12 protein-coding genes are annotated in these 15,095 nt (G+C 59.9%); 8 read left to right on the top strand and 4 right to left on the bottom strand.

The window, feature by feature from the left end; all coding sequences use genetic code 11:
• Positions 1 to 9: 9 nt before the first annotated feature.
• Positions 10 to 279 (bottom strand): PepSY domain-containing protein, encoded by a 270-nt coding sequence (locus QMX86_RS14600; RefSeq protein WP_071172382.1) that lies wholly within the window; start codon positions 277 to 279, stop codon positions 10 to 12.
• Positions 280 to 432: 153 nt separating this feature from the next.
• Between QMX86_RS14600 and QMX86_RS14605 the strand changes: the two genes are divergently transcribed.
• A complete protein-coding gene (locus QMX86_RS14605) occupies positions 433 to 1,434 on the top strand; it encodes a FecR family protein (protein WP_123442532.1) in 1,002 nt (333 codons plus the stop codon).
• Positions 1,435 to 1,486: 52 nt separating this feature from the next.
• On the opposite strand, the gene QMX86_RS14610 is transcribed toward QMX86_RS14605, so the two are convergent.
• Positions 1,487 to 3,826, bottom strand: coding sequence for an acylase (locus QMX86_RS14610; RefSeq protein WP_282383966.1), 2,340 nt, complete (start codon positions 3,824 to 3,826; stop codon positions 1,487 to 1,489).
• A 243-nt stretch (positions 3,827 to 4,069) separates the two neighbouring features.
• Here QMX86_RS14610 and QMX86_RS14615 point away from each other — a divergent pair, with 243 nt between their 5' ends.
• Positions 4,070 to 4,447: a fe2+ zn2+ uptake regulation protein gene (locus QMX86_RS14615; protein WP_071172379.1), complete on the top strand. Its 378-nt coding sequence runs from the start codon at positions 4,070 to 4,072 to the stop codon at positions 4,445 to 4,447.
• A gap of 9 nt (positions 4,448 to 4,456) precedes the next feature.
• On the opposite strand, the gene QMX86_RS14620 is transcribed toward QMX86_RS14615, so the two are convergent.
• On the bottom strand, positions 4,457 to 4,645 hold the full coding sequence (locus QMX86_RS14620) for a hypothetical protein (protein ID WP_016770563.1): 189 nt from the start codon (positions 4,643 to 4,645) through the stop codon (positions 4,457 to 4,459).
• A gap of 311 nt (positions 4,646 to 4,956) precedes the next feature.
• Between QMX86_RS14620 and QMX86_RS14625 the strand changes: the two genes are divergently transcribed.
• From QMX86_RS14625 to QMX86_RS14645, 5 genes are read left to right on the top strand one after another with little or no spacing between them, the layout of a single operon-like run.
• A complete protein-coding gene (locus QMX86_RS14625; RefSeq protein WP_282383964.1) occupies positions 4,957 to 6,204 on the top strand; it encodes an MFS transporter in 1,248 nt (415 codons plus the stop codon).
• Between the two features lie 9 nt (positions 6,205 to 6,213).
• Positions 6,214 to 7,344: an acyl-protein synthase gene (locus QMX86_RS14630; protein ID WP_151551065.1), complete on the top strand. Its 1,131-nt coding sequence runs from the start codon at positions 6,214 to 6,216 to the stop codon at positions 7,342 to 7,344.
• Between the two features lies 1 nt (position 7,345).
• Positions 7,346 to 9,748 (top strand): acyl-CoA reductase, encoded by a 2,403-nt coding sequence (locus tag QMX86_RS14635; protein ID WP_282383959.1) that lies wholly within the window; start codon positions 7,346 to 7,348, stop codon positions 9,746 to 9,748.
• A gap of 43 nt (positions 9,749 to 9,791) precedes the next feature.
• Positions 9,792 to 11,102 carry a phenylacetate--CoA ligase family protein gene (locus QMX86_RS14640; protein ID WP_282383958.1) on the top strand — a complete coding sequence of 437 codons (1,311 nt, stop codon included), beginning with the start codon at positions 9,792 to 9,794 and terminating at the stop codon, positions 11,100 to 11,102.
• Complete coding sequence (locus tag QMX86_RS14645) at positions 11,071 to 12,006, top strand: GNAT family N-acetyltransferase (protein WP_282383956.1); 936 nt, start codon at positions 11,071 to 11,073, stop codon at positions 12,004 to 12,006. Before QMX86_RS14640 ends, QMX86_RS14645 begins: the two co-directional genes overlap by 32 nt.
• A gap of 45 nt (positions 12,007 to 12,051) precedes the next feature.
• Here the strand turns inward: QMX86_RS14645 and QMX86_RS14650 are convergent, their stop codons facing one another.
• Positions 12,052 to 12,579 carry a hypothetical protein gene (locus tag QMX86_RS14650; RefSeq protein WP_071172374.1) on the bottom strand — a complete coding sequence of 176 codons (528 nt, stop codon included), beginning with the start codon at positions 12,577 to 12,579 and terminating at the stop codon, positions 12,052 to 12,054.
• Between the two features lie 353 nt (positions 12,580 to 12,932).
• Here QMX86_RS14650 and QMX86_RS14655 point away from each other — a divergent pair, with 353 nt between their 5' ends.
• Positions 12,933 to 14,924, top strand: a complete 1,992-nt coding sequence (locus tag QMX86_RS14655; RefSeq protein ID WP_282383952.1) for a methyl-accepting chemotaxis protein — start codon at positions 12,933 to 12,935, stop codon at positions 14,922 to 14,924.
• Positions 14,925 to 15,095 lie beyond the last annotated feature (171 nt).

Consider the following 15,095-nt stretch of genomic DNA (forward strand, 5'->3'; position numbering starts at 1 on the left):
TATGCTGGGTTAATCCTTCTGGTCCCGCAGTACATTGCCCGAGGCGCCGTCGATGCGGAACTCATAGACACTGCCATCGGCCTTGCGCCCTTCGCCTTCCCAGTAGCCGTCATTGTCGGCGCCGATCTCATAGACCTCGACATAACCGGCCTTGGTCTTGGCGACCTCGATGGCTTTTTCGATGGTGATCCAGCCTGCGCCCGGCTTGTCCGCCAGAGCGGCACCGGCGCTGAGCAAACCAGCAGTGGCGATCAGGGCTGCGAATGTCTTTTTGATCATTTTTTCACTCCATTTATGGATAGTAGGCAGTTGCTTCCTGTTTTTTTGGGCGCCACAGGGAAAAATAAGTTCCACGTTGATGGGTAAATGCCATGACGGATGTTCTCGGCAGCCTGCCGGCGAGGTTAGAATGAGCGAAATCAGGACGAGTCAATGACCCAAGACACTCTCTCGGAAGCCGAATACGATGCGATCACCGATGCCGCCGCGCACTGGTGCATGCGTCTGCACGCCGCTGACTGCACGGACGAGGAGCGTCGCGCATTTGAAGACTGGCACGAAGCCCATCCGCTGCATGCCTTTGAATACGAAGCCATGCAGGAAATCTGGGAAGTCGCCGGAGATCTGCCTCGAACCGAACCCGAGGCGCTCGCGGCGCAGCGCAAACCCTTGCGTTCGTGGCGCAAGTTCGCGGTCATCGCCGGCGCCTGCGCTGTCGGCTTGCCGCTCGCGGCCTACAGCGGCTGGAGTCTGGGCTGGGTGCCCAACAGTTATCAGCATTACGCCGCCACCGACAGTGTGCGTCAGATCACTCTGAGTGACGGCAGCCAGCTGGAACTCAACCTGAACACCGACCTGACTTTCAGCAATTACAAACATGAACGTCGCGCCACTCTGAACAAGGGCGAGGCGTTTTTTAATGTCAGCCATGACGCGTCTCATCCGTTCGTGGTGCGCGCCGGCGATGGCAAGATCCGCGTAACCGGTACCCGATTCAATGTGTGGATGTATGAAGATCAGGTTCGGGTCAATCTGGTCGAGGGTTCGGTGCTGGTCAGCAGCAATCGCGATCTGCCGGGCGACGGCCTGCGTCTGAGTCCATCGATGCAGGCACGCTACCGACATGGCGATTACACCCCGCAAATCAGTCAGACCTACCCCGGCGATACCTCGCTGGCGTGGCGCAGCGGCCGACTGATACTGGACAACCTTGCGCTGCACGACGCCCTGCCGCTGATCAACCGTTACCTCGACAAGCCGTTGATGCTGGCCGACACCAGTACCGGCGCGATCCGCGTGGGTGGTGTCTACAACATCAAAGAGATGAACAACCTCGCCAACAGCCTGCCAAAAGTGCTGCCGGTCTACCTGACCCGCAACAAGGAAGGCAACCCGGTAATCAATTCGATGCCGCAGCGCCCGCCGAAAAGCTGAAGGCCGCGTCCCTTGCGGGAGGCGGCCTTCGTTTGTTTCAGGCGACGACTGTTTACTGCGCTGCCACCTTCCCTGCCTGATCCTGCTTGATCGTCTGCACCTGATATTGCGGATCCGCCTGGATCTGCTGCTCAGTGAATGGCAGGACACTCCACTGTTTCTTCGAAAACGCCTCGGTCTGATCGCGTGAATATTTCGACGCCGGATCACTGGATAACGAGAACGCCAGCAGCCCTTGGGCGTGCGGGCCTTTTTCGTCGAAGCTCACCACTTGCAGATAGCTGGTGCCGCTGACCACCTCAAGTTTGCCGTCATCACGGGGCACGCTCTGCATTGCATTGTAGATGCCCAACGTACCCGGCCCGCCATGAATCGGCGTTTGCCGCCCGCCACTGCTGACCACTTGGATATCACCCCAGCGCGTTTCAGGTTTCAGGCCCATTTTTGCGACCCGCTCGACCGACGCCAGCATCGCTTCACGCAGCGCCTTGGCCACGGCCGGTTGTTCGAGCGCCAGGCCGTGCGGAGTGTGTTGCGCATCGGCCGGATTGAATGCAACACGCCAGATATCCGGTGATTCAAGCAGCGCCTGCATGATGTTCTGGAAGTGCACCAGACCGATCCCGGAATCCAGACTGGCACGACCATCCCAGGCTTTGAGGCTGGCGCAGACCGGCTTCAGCGTGGCCGCATCGCTGCCCAGATCGGCGCCGCAGAATTTCAGCAGATCGGGCATGACCTGCGCGGCCAGATAGACCTGATCGTCCATGACCATGTGCTGCAGATCCTTGACCGCCAACGGGCCTTTTTTGCTCAGCTCAGCCAAACGATCAAGCGCAAATCGCGAGCGCAGGCCCAGCGGTTGTCCGTCCTGACTGATCAGCGGTGAATAGCCAGTGAGCGGTTGCGCCGGGTTGGCCAGCCACGCTGAATCGTTGGAATGCTGAACGAAGTCCTTGCGCAGCAATTGCGGCAACTGGCTGGACGCGAAAATGCCCTGCTGCGCCGCGTGCGGATCGACATCCCAGGCACAGCCGCTGTTGGCACCGTCCAGGACAATCATGCGCAGACCGAGGCGTGGATCGCTGCACTTGGCCAGTTTTTCCGCGCTGACATTCGGCACCACCGACAGGTTCATGTACAGCGTCTGACCCTTGTCATCCACCGCCAGAGTGTTGACCCACGGGATGCCCTGAATCGTGTGCACGGCGTCTTGCAGATCCTTGAGATTGCTGGCCTGGTTCATTGCGTACCACTGTTTGAGCACGCGATCGTTGTCGAGGTTGGCATCGCGCAAGCTGTAGGCGTACTGCTTGTCCCAGTCGAGCTTGCCCGGCCATTGCACGATCGGGCCGAACTGCGAACTGTAGATATCGCGTTTCACCGGCACGACCTGGCCGTCAGCCTGCTTGACCTGCACGGTAACCGTCTGTTTGTTCAGCGGCAGCGACTTGCCATCGAGCAAATACCGGGTCGGATCCTTTGGATCGAGTTGCAGGCGATACAAGGTGAAGTGTTTCGACGAGTCGACAGTGTGGGTCCAGGCCAGATGCTGGTTGAAACCGATGTTGATCATCGGCAGACCCGGCAATGCCGCGCCCATGACATCGAGCTTGCCGGGGATGGTCAGGTGCATCTGATAAAAGCGCATCCCCCCGACCCATGGGAAATGCGGGTTGGCCAGCAACATGCCACGGCCGTTGAACGAACGCTCGCTGCCGACTGCCACGGCGTTGCTGCCGCGATCCAGGGCGAAACGTTGCTGACGGGCGTCGGCCAACTGGAACGCCTCGGCATCGTGCTTGACCTGTGCGGTCGCTTGCGGCGGCGTGGCGCCGGCCAGAGCCTCGGCGAACTGCCCGACCCCGCCTTCCACCAACAGGCGCCGTGTCAGTTTGACCAGGTCCTCGGCACTGATATCACGTACCCACTCGCCCTGGCATTGCTGCGGCAATCCTTGCTGGCGCCGTTCGGCCAGATAGCGGTTGTATCCGGCGGCATAACCCTCGACCAGGTCGCGGACCTGCGTCGGTTGCGCCTGCCAGAAGGTTTCGACCGCTTCTGGAGTATTGAGCCAGGTGAAGAACACATCACTGACGCGGTTTTCCCGTTGTTCGACAGTGAACTGCTCCGGGCCGAAGTAGCGTGAGCGCTCGCCGTTGACCGTCACAATCTCGTTGGCCAGCAAACACAGGTTGTCCTGGGCATAGGCGTAACCGATGCCGAAACCCAGCCCGCGTTCGCTCTCGGCGCGAATGTGCGGCACGCCGAAACTGGTGCGGCGAATATCGGCGCTGGTTTGTGCAGACGGGCTCAGTGCATGGGCCGACAGGCTCAGTCCGAACAAGGTGCTGGCGAGGGCCAGCCCGGTGAGTTGCCTGGAAATAATCACGCTTGCTCCTGATCGAAAGGTCGATTGCCCCTGCGTCCACGCGCAATGAGCCTGACGAAGAAACGAAGCTGAGGAGAAAAATTTAGCGGGCAATTCTTCGGGACGAGGCCGGCATCACAAGGCCGAGACGAATTTGCGACGAAATTTCTACATCTTTTCTTTCATGATTTGTCGTGCTGAAACGTCTTGTTTAGAGAGCGCAACAAAACCTTTCCCGATCTGGCTCTGAAAAGGAGTAATCGCATGTACAACTCGCAACTACCATCGGACGGTAGCCAGACGCCACAGGGCGTTTCCATGGGTTCGCACACCGGCAATTTCACCCAGCGCGGCGAGCGTCCGGGCAATGAGCGCATCCGCGTGTTACTGAAGAGTTTCGGCCTGCGCACCAGCCTGATTCGCCTGAAAGTCATCGACGCCCTGCTCGTGGCGGCACAGAGCAATCGTCGCCTGGGCGTACGTGGCGTGCATAGCCAGTTGCTCGATCTGGACGTGCCGTTGTCTTTTCTCAGCGTGCGCGAAGTGCTGAAACGCTTGTGCGCCGAAGGCGTGATCACCTTCAACGCCGACAAGAGTTACAGCCTGCACCCGCAGGCTGCAGCGGTCCTCAACCACGAATGAGGCTCGCGTTCAGGGCTTGACCTTGCGGCGCATCACGCCATTGATCACCACCACAACCACGGCCACGCCGATCGCGACGTACTGGAAAGTTTTCTCGGTGATCATGCCGGCGTTTTGCAGCCAGGACAGGCCCAGCATGATCGCCAGTACCGACAGGGCGATCAGAATCGAATAAATCAAGCGTTGCTTCTGGGTCATTGCGGTTTCCTGAAACGTTGGAATGTATGCGTTTGCAAGCCATACACTTGCCGAATTACGGGGACGTGCCGGGGCAAACGGAGTGCCATGTTACCGCCCCTGAAGACTTTTGGCTGCAAGGTCAGCCGACCTTGAGGCATGGCCCGCCCTCCCTGCTCTGGCGCAAAGAAGTAAACAGCTTCCGCGCCGCGCCAATCCTTTAAACATGCCGTAAGTTTTTGAAATCTGCTGACGCAGCAAACGGCTAGGTCGGCTGTGCGTCTGCACCTAGGCTCTGCGAACTTCCTACCACTCATAAAACAGGGATGTTCATGCAGAGAACACTTATCAATATCGGCCCCAGACAGGTTGCCGGTTTCTGTCTCGCGCTGACCGCTTTCGAACTGCTCACTTACATGGCCAGCGACGTGATCATGCCAGCGATGCTGGACGTCACTACCGACCTCGAAGCGGACGCGCGGCATGTACCCCATGCATTCAATCTGTATCTGTTGGGTGGCGTCTGCCTGCAATGGCTACTGGGTCCCTTGTCCGATCAATTCGGGCGCAGGCCACTGTTGTTGATCGGCAGTGCACTGTTCGGTGTGTCGTGCGCGGCAGCTTTCAGCACTGACAGCATTGAAGCGTTCAACCTGTTGCGTCTGTTGCAGGGCATGGGGCTGGGATTCGTCGTCGCCGTGAGCTACCCGGCATTGCAGGAGGTTTTTTGCGAAGCCGACGCCGTCAGGCTGATGGCGTTGCTCGGCAATGTTGCGTTGTTATCGCCGTTGCTCGGGCCGCTGCTTGGCATCCTGCTGCTGGAATGGCTGAGCTGGCGGGAAATTTTCTTGCTGCTGGGATGCACAGCAGCGCTGGTCTGGCTCGGCCTGTTGCTGTGGATGCCGGAAACCGTGGGCGTCGAGCGCCGCGACGGTCATCAAACTCGCCCAGTGCCCTTCTCCTGGCGCCTCACTTGTCGGCGCTACGGTGCGCTGTTGGGCAATCCGCGTTTCCTCTGTGCCAGCCTGGCGCTCGGCCTGATGAGTCTGCCGCTGATCGCCTGGATAGGCCTGGCGCCATTGCTGCTGGTGCGGGTGCTTGACATGCCGCCGCTGGAATATGGCCTGTGGCAGATACCGGTGTTCTCGGCAGTCATCGCCGGCAATCTGATTCTTGACCGCTTGCTGCAGACTCATTCGCTGACGCAATTGATTCAACTGGCGCTCTGGCCGTTCTGTCTGGGCCTTCTGTTTCTGGCCGCGTGCGCATTGCTCGGTGCGGGGCTTGGACCGGTGGTGGCGAGTCTGTCGCTGTACGCCGTCGGGCTGGGCATGAGCAATGCGGCGGTGTATCGCCTGGCACTGTTTGCCAGTGACGACAGCAAAGGTCTGGTGTCGGCGCTGACCGGCATGATTTCGATCGCCGTCATGGGCCTTGGCGGTTCGCTGATTGCTGCCATCGGTGGCGGCAGCCGTCTTGAATACTTCGCTCTCTGGGCCGCATTCGGCGGGCTGATGTGCCTGCCCATGGTTTACCGGCTCCTGCAAACCACCACCGCTGATGTGGCCTCGCCTCAATAAGGAACATGGATGACTCACCTACCCTATGCCGACGCGCTGTGCGCGTTGACGCAACCCTATTGTGCGGATTCAGCCGCGCCTGATCTGTTTGATCGGGCGATGACTGAAATCAGCCGCTTTCATTGCGAGCACACTCCGGGTTACGCCCATTGGCTAAACGCCCATGGACTGACGCCGCAGGACCTCGACAATCTCAATGACTGGTCGCGTCTGCCGCCGATCTTTGCCAGTTTCTTCAAGCAACACCTGCTGCTGAGCAGCACCGGCGCAGACGCCCTGGAACTGACTTCGTCGGGCACCAGCGGGCAGAAAAGCCGGATGCGTTACGACGAACGCAGCCTGGCTCGCGCGCAGTTCATGGTTGCGCAGATCTTCCGCCATTACGCCTGGGACACTCCCGATAGTCCGTGCAACTACCTGCTGTTGAGCTACGAACCCGAAGGACGCATTACCTTGGGCACCTCGTTTACCGACCAGTTTCTCTGTCGGTTTGCCCCGGTCAATCGCGTGGTCTACGCCTTGCGTAACACTGGTCGCGGCCATCAGTTCGATGTATTCGGCGTGATCGCCGCCTTGCAGTCATTCGCTGAAGAAGGCTTGCCGGTACGGATTTTCGGCTTCCCGGCGTTTCTCTGGCAGACCCTGCAACGCATGCAGACTACCGCTGTGCAGGATGTGCAATTGCCCGCCGGTTCGCTGGCGTTTTTTGGCGGTGGCTGGAAAACCCAGGCCGCGGAGGAAATTCCCAAACAACAGTTTTACGCCCATATCCATCGGCAACTGGGCATCGAACCGGCCCGCTGCCGCGACGGTTACGGTGCTGTCGAGCACGCCGTGCCTTACATCGAATGCGCCCGTCACCGCTTTCATGTGCCGGTGTATTCGCGAGTGCTGATTCGCGATCCGGCGGATTTTTCCCTGCTGCCCTATGGCCAACAAGGCCTGCTCGGCTTCGTCTCGCCTTACATCTCCTCCAGCCCGGCCCACGCCGTGGTCATGAGCGACCTTGCCACGCTGCACCCGGGCGCAAGTTGCGGCTGTGGATTGACCAGCGACTGGTTCGAACTGCACGGCCGCGCCGCCACCACAGCGGGCAGAAGCTGCGCAATGGCCGCCGCCGAATTACTGGGAAGTCACTGATATGTATTTGATCAATGGACAACTGCACCACGCTTATAGCCTCGACCAAGCGCTGCAAGACCTGCAACAGGCGTTGCCGCAACACTTGGCGAGGGCCCTCGACAGCCGCACAGTCATCGACGCAGTCGCGGGATTTGCCCGGCAACTGCATGACGCGCACTCGGATCTGCCCCTCGACAACGAGCAGCGGCAGGCCCTGATCGATTTCTGCCAGCCCGAAGCGCTAGCCTACAAACGCCAGCGTGAATTGGGCGCCGAGGCCGATTGCCTGCGTCGTTTCGATTATCGCCAGCCACGCTTCGAAGCCTGGCGTCCACTCGGCCTGGTGGTGCACATCACTCCGGCCAACGCGCCGCTGCTGGCCTTTTGCGCGGTGGTGGAAAGTCTGCTCGCCGGCAACGTCAACTGGTTGCGCCCCAGCCGCAGCGATCAAGGCCTGACGGCGCAACTGCTGCGCGCGTTGGTCGACTGCGATGCCAGCGGACAACTGGCCGGACATGTGGCGGTGATTCCAGCGAGCACCGAGCAGATCGGCAAGCTGTGCAAACCCGCCAACGGCGTTGCAGCGTGGGGTGGCGAAGCGGCCCTGCAAGCGATTCGGCAACAGTTGGTGCCGGGTTGTCGCTGGATCGATTGGGGGCACCGCATCAGCTTCGTCTATCTCACCCCGGAATCGTCTACGCCGGAGGCGCTTGATGCCGTCGCCGACGAAGTCTGCCGACTGGATCAGCAGGCCTGCTCCAGCCCGCAATGGCTGCTGGTGGACAGCGATGATCCGCAGGTTTTGCGCGATATCGGTGAACGCTTGGTGCAGGCCCTGCAACGACGCGCCACGCAATGGCCGGCTCTGGTACCGACAATTCAGGAAGCTGCGCAAATTACCACGCACACGCAGATGGCCCGCCTCGGCCAGAGTTTCGCCGGTCATACCGGGCAAGTGTGGAGCGCCCCGGGCTGGCGGGTGATATGGAGCCATGATCGGCAACTCGCGCCTTCACCGCTGTTTCGCAGCGTACTGCTGCACCCGCTGCCGCAAGCGCTGCTGACCGCCACCCTGCTGCCGTGGCGCAACGTCCTGCAAAGCTGTGCGCTGGTATGCGCACAACCGCAAATTATCGAGCTTACCCATGCGTTGATCGCTGCCGGAGTCACGCGGATCGCACCGATCGGCAACATTCACGACGGCTACGAGGGCGAACCCCATGATGGCGTCTATGCGCTGCAACGCTTGAGTCGGCGGGTATCGGTGAGTCTGGCGGCCACGCAACTGCCGAATCAGGCCAGTCTCGATTCACCGCCACTCGCGGCGAAGTCGTGCGCTGCGATCATGAACAAAGAGGCGTTCGTCGCCCAGCCCATCAACGATCAGGCGCAGTTGTATTTCCGCTCCGGAGGCAGCAGCGGCACCCCTGCTCTGGCCGGCTACAGCTATCGCGATTTCGATCGACAGATGCGCGCAACCGCTGACGGTCTGTTCGCCGCTGGTCTTGATCCGGCGCGGGATCGGGTCATGAACCTGTTCTTCTGTGGCGGGCTGTACGGCGGTTTTCTCAGCTTCAGCAAAGCGCTGGAATTGCTTGAGGTGACGCACCTGCCCATGGCCGCCCCCGCTGATGACAATTATCGGGAGATTGCTCAATTGATCATCGACCAACGGGTCAACGTGCTGGTGGGAATGCCCGCCACAGTGCATCGCCTGTTTTTGAATGAGCAGCAGCGGCTGCGCGCTTATGGCGGGGTTGAAAAAGTCTTTCTGGGTGGCGAGCACCTGAGCGAGCAGAACCGTGCATTGCTGCGCAGTTGTGGCGTGTCGAGCATTCGCTCGGCGATCTACGGCAGCGTCGATGCCGGCCCGCTAGGCCATGCCTGCAGGGCTTCGGCGGATGGGGTTTTCCATCTGATGAACGCGATCCAGCACCTGGAAATCGTCGCGTTCGATGAGGATGTGCCGGTGATCGGCGATCAGGTGGGTCGGCTGCTGGTGACCTCGCTCGCCCGTGAAGGGGGCCAGCGCGTGCAGCGTTATGAGATTGGCGACACCGGGCGCTGGCTGCCGGGCGTCTGCGCCTGCGGGCTGACGTCGCCACGCTTCGAGCTGTTGCAACGCCACGGCAAGCTGTTGCGCATCGGCACTGACTTCATCTCCCTGAGCGAATTGGCGTCGCGGCTGCAAGTGCCGTTTCAGTTGCAGCTGGACCACAGCGCCGAGGGCGTCGAGCGCATGCAACTGCACTGTGAACTTGCAGCCGACATCGCTAAACACCGTCTCGCCGATTACCTGACCCTGATGACCGTGGTCGACAGCGGATTGCTGGTGCTGCAGATCGAACAATGCCCGCCCGAGCACTTCGTTCAAAACAAACACAGCGGCAAGACGCCGCTGGTCATTGACTCCCGCCGCTGACGCTTGCCGTGAGCTGGCTCATTCGAATCAAGAAGAATACACCGTGAAAACAACCGACCCGATTAGCGAATTGATGGGTTTTGCCCGCAAGCATTCGCCCTTCTACAGGAACAGCCTCGCCGATATTCCCGAGGCAATAAGCTCGCTGTGCGAACTGCCACTACTTGATCCGGCAGACTTCTGGAAAGACAGCGCGGATCTGGCGCAATGGCCGGTTCTGACTGCCCCCCTGGCCCACGCCCTGGTCTTCAAGACCGGTGGCTCAACCGGCGGCGGCAGGCTCTCCGTATATGCCCGCACGGAATGGCAACGCACAGTGGAAGCTTTCGGCCGCAGTCTGAGCGAGCAATTCAGCTCCCGCGACCGTGTCGCCAATCTGTTCTTCGCTGGCGACCTCTATGCCAGTTTTCTGTTTATCCACGATTCACTGGCCCATGTGGAAACGCCTATCACCGAGTTTCCGTTTACCGGCGAAGTCGACCCGCCAATGCTGGCCGATGCCATCGTGCAACACCGGATCAACGTGTTGGCTGGCGTGCCTGCGCAACTTTTGACCTTCGCCAGTTGGCTCGACCAACGCGGCCTTGCGCTGCCCTTGGTTGATACCGTGCTTTATGGCGGGGAGAGTCTGTTTGCCTCACAACACCAGCTCCTTGAGCAAGTGCTGCCCAACGCGCGCATTGCCTCGATCGGCTACGCCAGTGTCGATGGCGGATTCATTGGTGCCAGTCATCGTGACTGCATCGAAGGAGAACATCGCACACCTGACGGCCACGTGCTGCTGGAGATTGTCGATCAGCACAGCGGCGCAACGATCGAGGCCTGCGATCAAACCGGTCTGCTCGTATTGACCAATCTGCATCGCCGCTTGATGCCGTTGATCCGCTATCCCGTCGGAGATCTTGCGTGCTGGCGAGAGCCGTCGGGCACTGCACAACGCAAATTCGCCCTGCGCGGGCGCAGCGGCAGCAGCCAGCGTGTGCGGGTCGGCATTCTGTCGCTGATGACCGATGAAATCAGCGAAAGCGTCCGGAGCATCAGTGGCAGCAACGATTGGCAGTTATTGATCGAGCACGACGACGGCAGGGATCTGTTGACGGTGAAATACGTAGTCAACGAAGGATCGACCCGCATCGAGGACAGACTCGAGGCCCGCTTGATCGAACTGTATCCGCAGATACCACAACTGCGAGGCGCCGGGTTATTGCAGCTGCGTATACAGAGTTGCCGGTTCGAGGACTTGGCGCGCCATCCTCGCGCGGGGAAAAGCCTGCGAATTGTTGACTTGCGCTGCTATGGCCCGGACGAGGGGGAGGTGCGTGATGGATACGTTGATCCTGCGCAATTACCGTGACACCGACGCCACGGCAGTCAGCCAGCTGTTTCGCGAGGTCTATGGCGATCATTACGTGCAAAGCGACGTCTACCTGCCCTGCCTGATCAATCAGAACCACGCAGCCAAGCGCTGGCACTCACTGGTTGCGGTCGAGGGTGAACGGATTCTTGGCCATGCCACTTTGTATCGGCAGAGCGAAAGCTCGCACGATGCCGAACTGGCCTTGAGCGTCGTACATCCCGATACCCGCGGAAAGAACATTGCCACGCGCCTGGGCGCGCAACTGCTGACTCATGCACAGGCGTTGGGTTGTCGCAGCGTTTCGATCAAACAGGTCACCCACCACCCCTATACCCAACGCATGGCTATCGGTCTCGGTTTTCATAACACCGGACTGTTGCCGGACTATGTCCGCTCACCCTTTGGCGGCAAAACACCGGAGTCGATCGTCTTGGGTGTCCGCGCCATAGACGGCTATCAGCGTCCGCTGCCGGAGCAGCCGTGGCCAACCCGCTACCGTGCGTTCATGGAGCGTATGACGGCGGCGTTTGGCTGTTCGCCCAGCGCAGCATGCTGGCGCGGGCCCTCGGTTCAAGTTGAACAACACGGCAATCGCCATGAAATGCTCGTGGAAAAACTCGAACCGGAACTGCTCGATCAGTTGCGAACGCTGCCCGGGCATTGGCTGATTTCGATTCGTTTGCAGCTGTCTCGACAGTTTGCCGTGGATCTGCACAGTCTTAACGCCATCGGTTTTGCTTTCACCGGTCTGGCGCCTGCGCAAGACAATCGAGGAGGCTGGCTGACGTTGTTTCATCGCGGCTACCGCACGCGCAAGCTGACATTGCATTGCCCGCACATGCAGCAGTTACACGACCAGGCACAACGTCAACTCACTGGGCGAGCCATGGCTGCGGTGTAATCAGCCGGAGCCCGCACACGGATGAGCGGGCTTCATCGGCAGATGTCACGCCTTTGCCGTCAGGCCTTTGTCGGACGGAACTGCCGCATTGCCTTCGCCATAGGTCTTGAGATTCTGCAGGACGTAAATGGCTTTCTTGAATTCGGGAATCAGGCTCTTGCCGTAGTAATTGCCATTGAGACTGTTGGTCTGGATGGCATCGAGCTGCGTGGCGAAATATTCCAGCGCGTTGAACTTGGCGTCGGGGTCTTTCTGCACACCGAAGCGGTCGAATTTGTCGCCGGCATTGAGCAAGGTGATCGAGGTGATCTCGGAAATCAGGCCGCGCCCGCGCAGGAATTCGCTGAGGTTGCCCAACTGCTTTACGGAGACGTTGGCTGGATCAAAGCCCTTGATCTGCTTGCGCAAACCCTGTTTGTCCATCTCCGCGACGTTAAGCGCATTCGGATCGTTGCCGACCAGGGTCAGCATCTGCTGCACCTTGACGCTCTGCGAAACCTGCTTTTTCGCGCCGGTATCACGGACCATTACGCCCGCCTTGCTTTCCCAGGCGCCGGTATAGCCGATCGTCATGCGAGGATTCCTTGTGCAATGAGCATGAAATGTCCTTGTTCCAACCAATTGAATGGGCGCGAGTATCGGCCGCTTCGCCTGATCCAACCAACCCTTTTGTGCGCTTTTTTACAAATCTCGTACATTCATGACACTGAGCTTAAGGCCCGCAAACATTGCTTCAGAGCCGTCATCAGGATGTAACAACTGTGGCGATTGCGATGGATGTACCAATCCCGATACCAACCGGTCATCGCCCTGAGTTCTTTCGGCACGCAAGTACCTAAAGCTTCCGCCCGGAACGACGATACGCTGTGATACCCGTCCTGTTTTATTCCTGCCCTCCAACAAAAAGCCGCTCAAGGATCAGTTCCATGCCCGCACTGCGCACTATTCAGGCTCGCTACACGCTGTTTCTGATTCTGTTCATCCTGTTGTTGTCCGTGCTGACCGTGGTCGGCATCAGCCAACTGGTCGCACCGACCCTGCGCGATACGGAAGAGAAGGTCGTGCTCAACCGCATCGCCGAAGTCGCCGTGCAGATTCAGGGCGAACTGAACAAGGTGCAGGCGCAGCAACGCAGCATCACCCAGACCATCCCCCTGCTCGACAGCGCCGCCATCGACGTGGTGCTGCCAGGGCTGGTGGATCAGTACGGCGAACTGAAAGTCTTTGGCGGCGGTATCTGGCCGTTGCCGGGCCAGCGCGAAGCCGGGCGCAACAAGTTCAGCACCTTCTGGCACCGCGATGCCTCGGGTCAGCTCAAGGTCAATACCTTCTGGAACAGCGACGCCGCACCGAACTACTACGACCAGAGCTGGCACAAGGGCGGCATGGCCACCCCGCGCGGCCAGTGCGCGTGGGCCGCTGCCTATAAGGACGACGCCAGTGCCGAGCCGCGCACCAACTGCGCCATGGCGATCTACAAGAACGGCAGTGCCTGGGGCGTTTCGACCATCGACGTGACCCTGGGCTTCTTCAACGATTTGGTAGCGCGCAAGGAAAAAGACCTTAACGCCGAAATGCTCATCGTCGAGGCTGACGGCAAGATCATCAGTAACAGCTCGCGCATCAGCGGCCCGATCGTGTTGAAGAACATCAGCGAACTGGCGGCCAGCTCGACCTTCATCAATCAGATCAAGAACGGCCTGCAGAACCGCGATAAAGCGCAACGCGTCGAGTTCGACAACAACGGTGAAGACGCCACATTCTTCATGCGCCCTATCGAGGGCACACCGTGGTTCCTCGCCACTGCCCTGCCGACCAAGATGCTCAACGCCCAGCGTGACGATGTGCTCAACAGTCTCAGCCTGATCCAGATTCCGCTGGTGATCCTGCTGGTGCTGTTGCAGGTTTACGCGATTCGCAAACTGGTACAGCGCATGAAGGCTCTGAAAGCCAACATCGATTCACTGTCCAGCGGTGACGCCGACCTGACCCGCCGCATCACCATTCGCGCTGAGGACGAACTGGGCGCTATCGGCCATTCGGTCAACACCTTCATCGTCTATTTGCAGAACATGATCGGCGAAGTCACCCAGGCCACCGGCGCCATGGCGTCCAGCCTCGACAATCTGCAACGCACTTCGGCGCACACCAGCCAGATTCTGCTGCGTCACGCCTCGGAAACCGACCAGACCGTCACCGCCATTACCGAAATGAGCTCCACCGCTGAAAGCGTGGCGCAGAATGCCGCTGAAACCGCTGCGTTCACCCAGCGCGCCAATGAAAACGCCGATCGCTCGCGCGTCGTGGTGGGTGAAGCGACCAACAGCGTGGTCGCGCTGATCGACGAAGTGGCCAGCGCTACACACAAAGTCGAAAACATGCAGCAGGACGCCCAGCGCATTACCGAAATCCTCGGCGTGATCGGTGCGATTGCCGGACAGACCAACCTGCTCGCCCTCAACGCGGCGATTGAAGCGGCGCGGGCCGGTGAACAGGGTCGCGGCTTTGCAGTGGTGGCGGATGAAGTCCGCGCCCTCGCCGCCCGCACTCAGGCCAGCACCTCGGAAATCAATGAGATGTTGACCCGTCTGACCCAAGGCGTGAGTTCCTCGGTCAGCGCCATGGAAAACACCCAGGCCAGTTGCCAGTCCGCCGCTGACGCCACCGCCCGAGTCAACTCGGGGCTGGACGAAATGGCCGGTTCGGTCAGCCACATCAACAGCCTCAGCACGCAGATCGCCACCGCCGCCGAACAGCAAAGCGCAGTGACCGAAGAGATCAACCGCAGCATGGTGCAGATCCGTCACATGGTCGACGAACTGGTGCAGAGCAGCCAGGCCAGCGAGCTGAATACCCGCCAGTTGCTCGAAGCCAACAGCCGCGTGAGCGCGATCATGGGGCGGTTCAAGGTCAGTTAAGCCAACCGCGATCACGGGAATTTTGGCCTTTACGCCATTCCCTGTGGGAGCGAGCCTGCTCGCGAAAGCGATTTATCAGTCACTGTATCTGCGGCTGGTCAACCGCATTCGCGAGCAGGCTCGCTCCCACATTGGTTCGGCTGTCTTGTAGCAACTGGAAACACTCAGTTG

Source organism: Pseudomonas sp. PS01270 (assembly GCF_029959775.1).
Taxonomy (GTDB): Bacteria; Pseudomonadota; Gammaproteobacteria; order Pseudomonadales; family Pseudomonadaceae; genus Aquipseudomonas; species Aquipseudomonas atacamensis.

Coding starts and splice junctions, on each gene's coding strand:
- QMX86_RS14650 (WP_071172374.1), bottom strand. CDS start 12,579: ATGACGATCGGCTATACCGGCGCCTGGGAAAGCAAGGCGGGCGTAATG.
- QMX86_RS14635 (WP_282383959.1), top strand. CDS start 7,346: ATGTATTTGATCAATGGACAACTGCACCACGCTTATAGCCTCGACCAA.
- QMX86_RS14615 (WP_071172379.1), top strand. CDS start 4,070: ATGTACAACTCGCAACTACCATCGGACGGTAGCCAGACGCCACAGGGC.
- QMX86_RS14605 (WP_123442532.1), top strand. CDS start 433: ATGACCCAAGACACTCTCTCGGAAGCCGAATACGATGCGATCACCGAT.
- QMX86_RS14625 (WP_282383964.1), top strand. CDS start 4,957: ATGCAGAGAACACTTATCAATATCGGCCCCAGACAGGTTGCCGGTTTC.
- QMX86_RS14655 (WP_282383952.1), top strand. CDS start 12,933: ATGCCCGCACTGCGCACTATTCAGGCTCGCTACACGCTGTTTCTGATT.
- QMX86_RS14620 (WP_016770563.1), bottom strand. CDS start 4,645: ATGACCCAGAAGCAACGCTTGATTTATTCGATTCTGATCGCCCTGTCG.
- QMX86_RS14630 (WP_151551065.1), top strand. CDS start 6,214: ATGACTCACCTACCCTATGCCGACGCGCTGTGCGCGTTGACGCAACCC.
- QMX86_RS14645 (WP_282383956.1), top strand. CDS start 11,071: ATGGATACGTTGATCCTGCGCAATTACCGTGACACCGACGCCACGGCA.
- QMX86_RS14600 (WP_071172382.1), bottom strand. CDS start 279: ATGATCAAAAAGACATTCGCAGCCCTGATCGCCACTGCTGGTTTGCTC.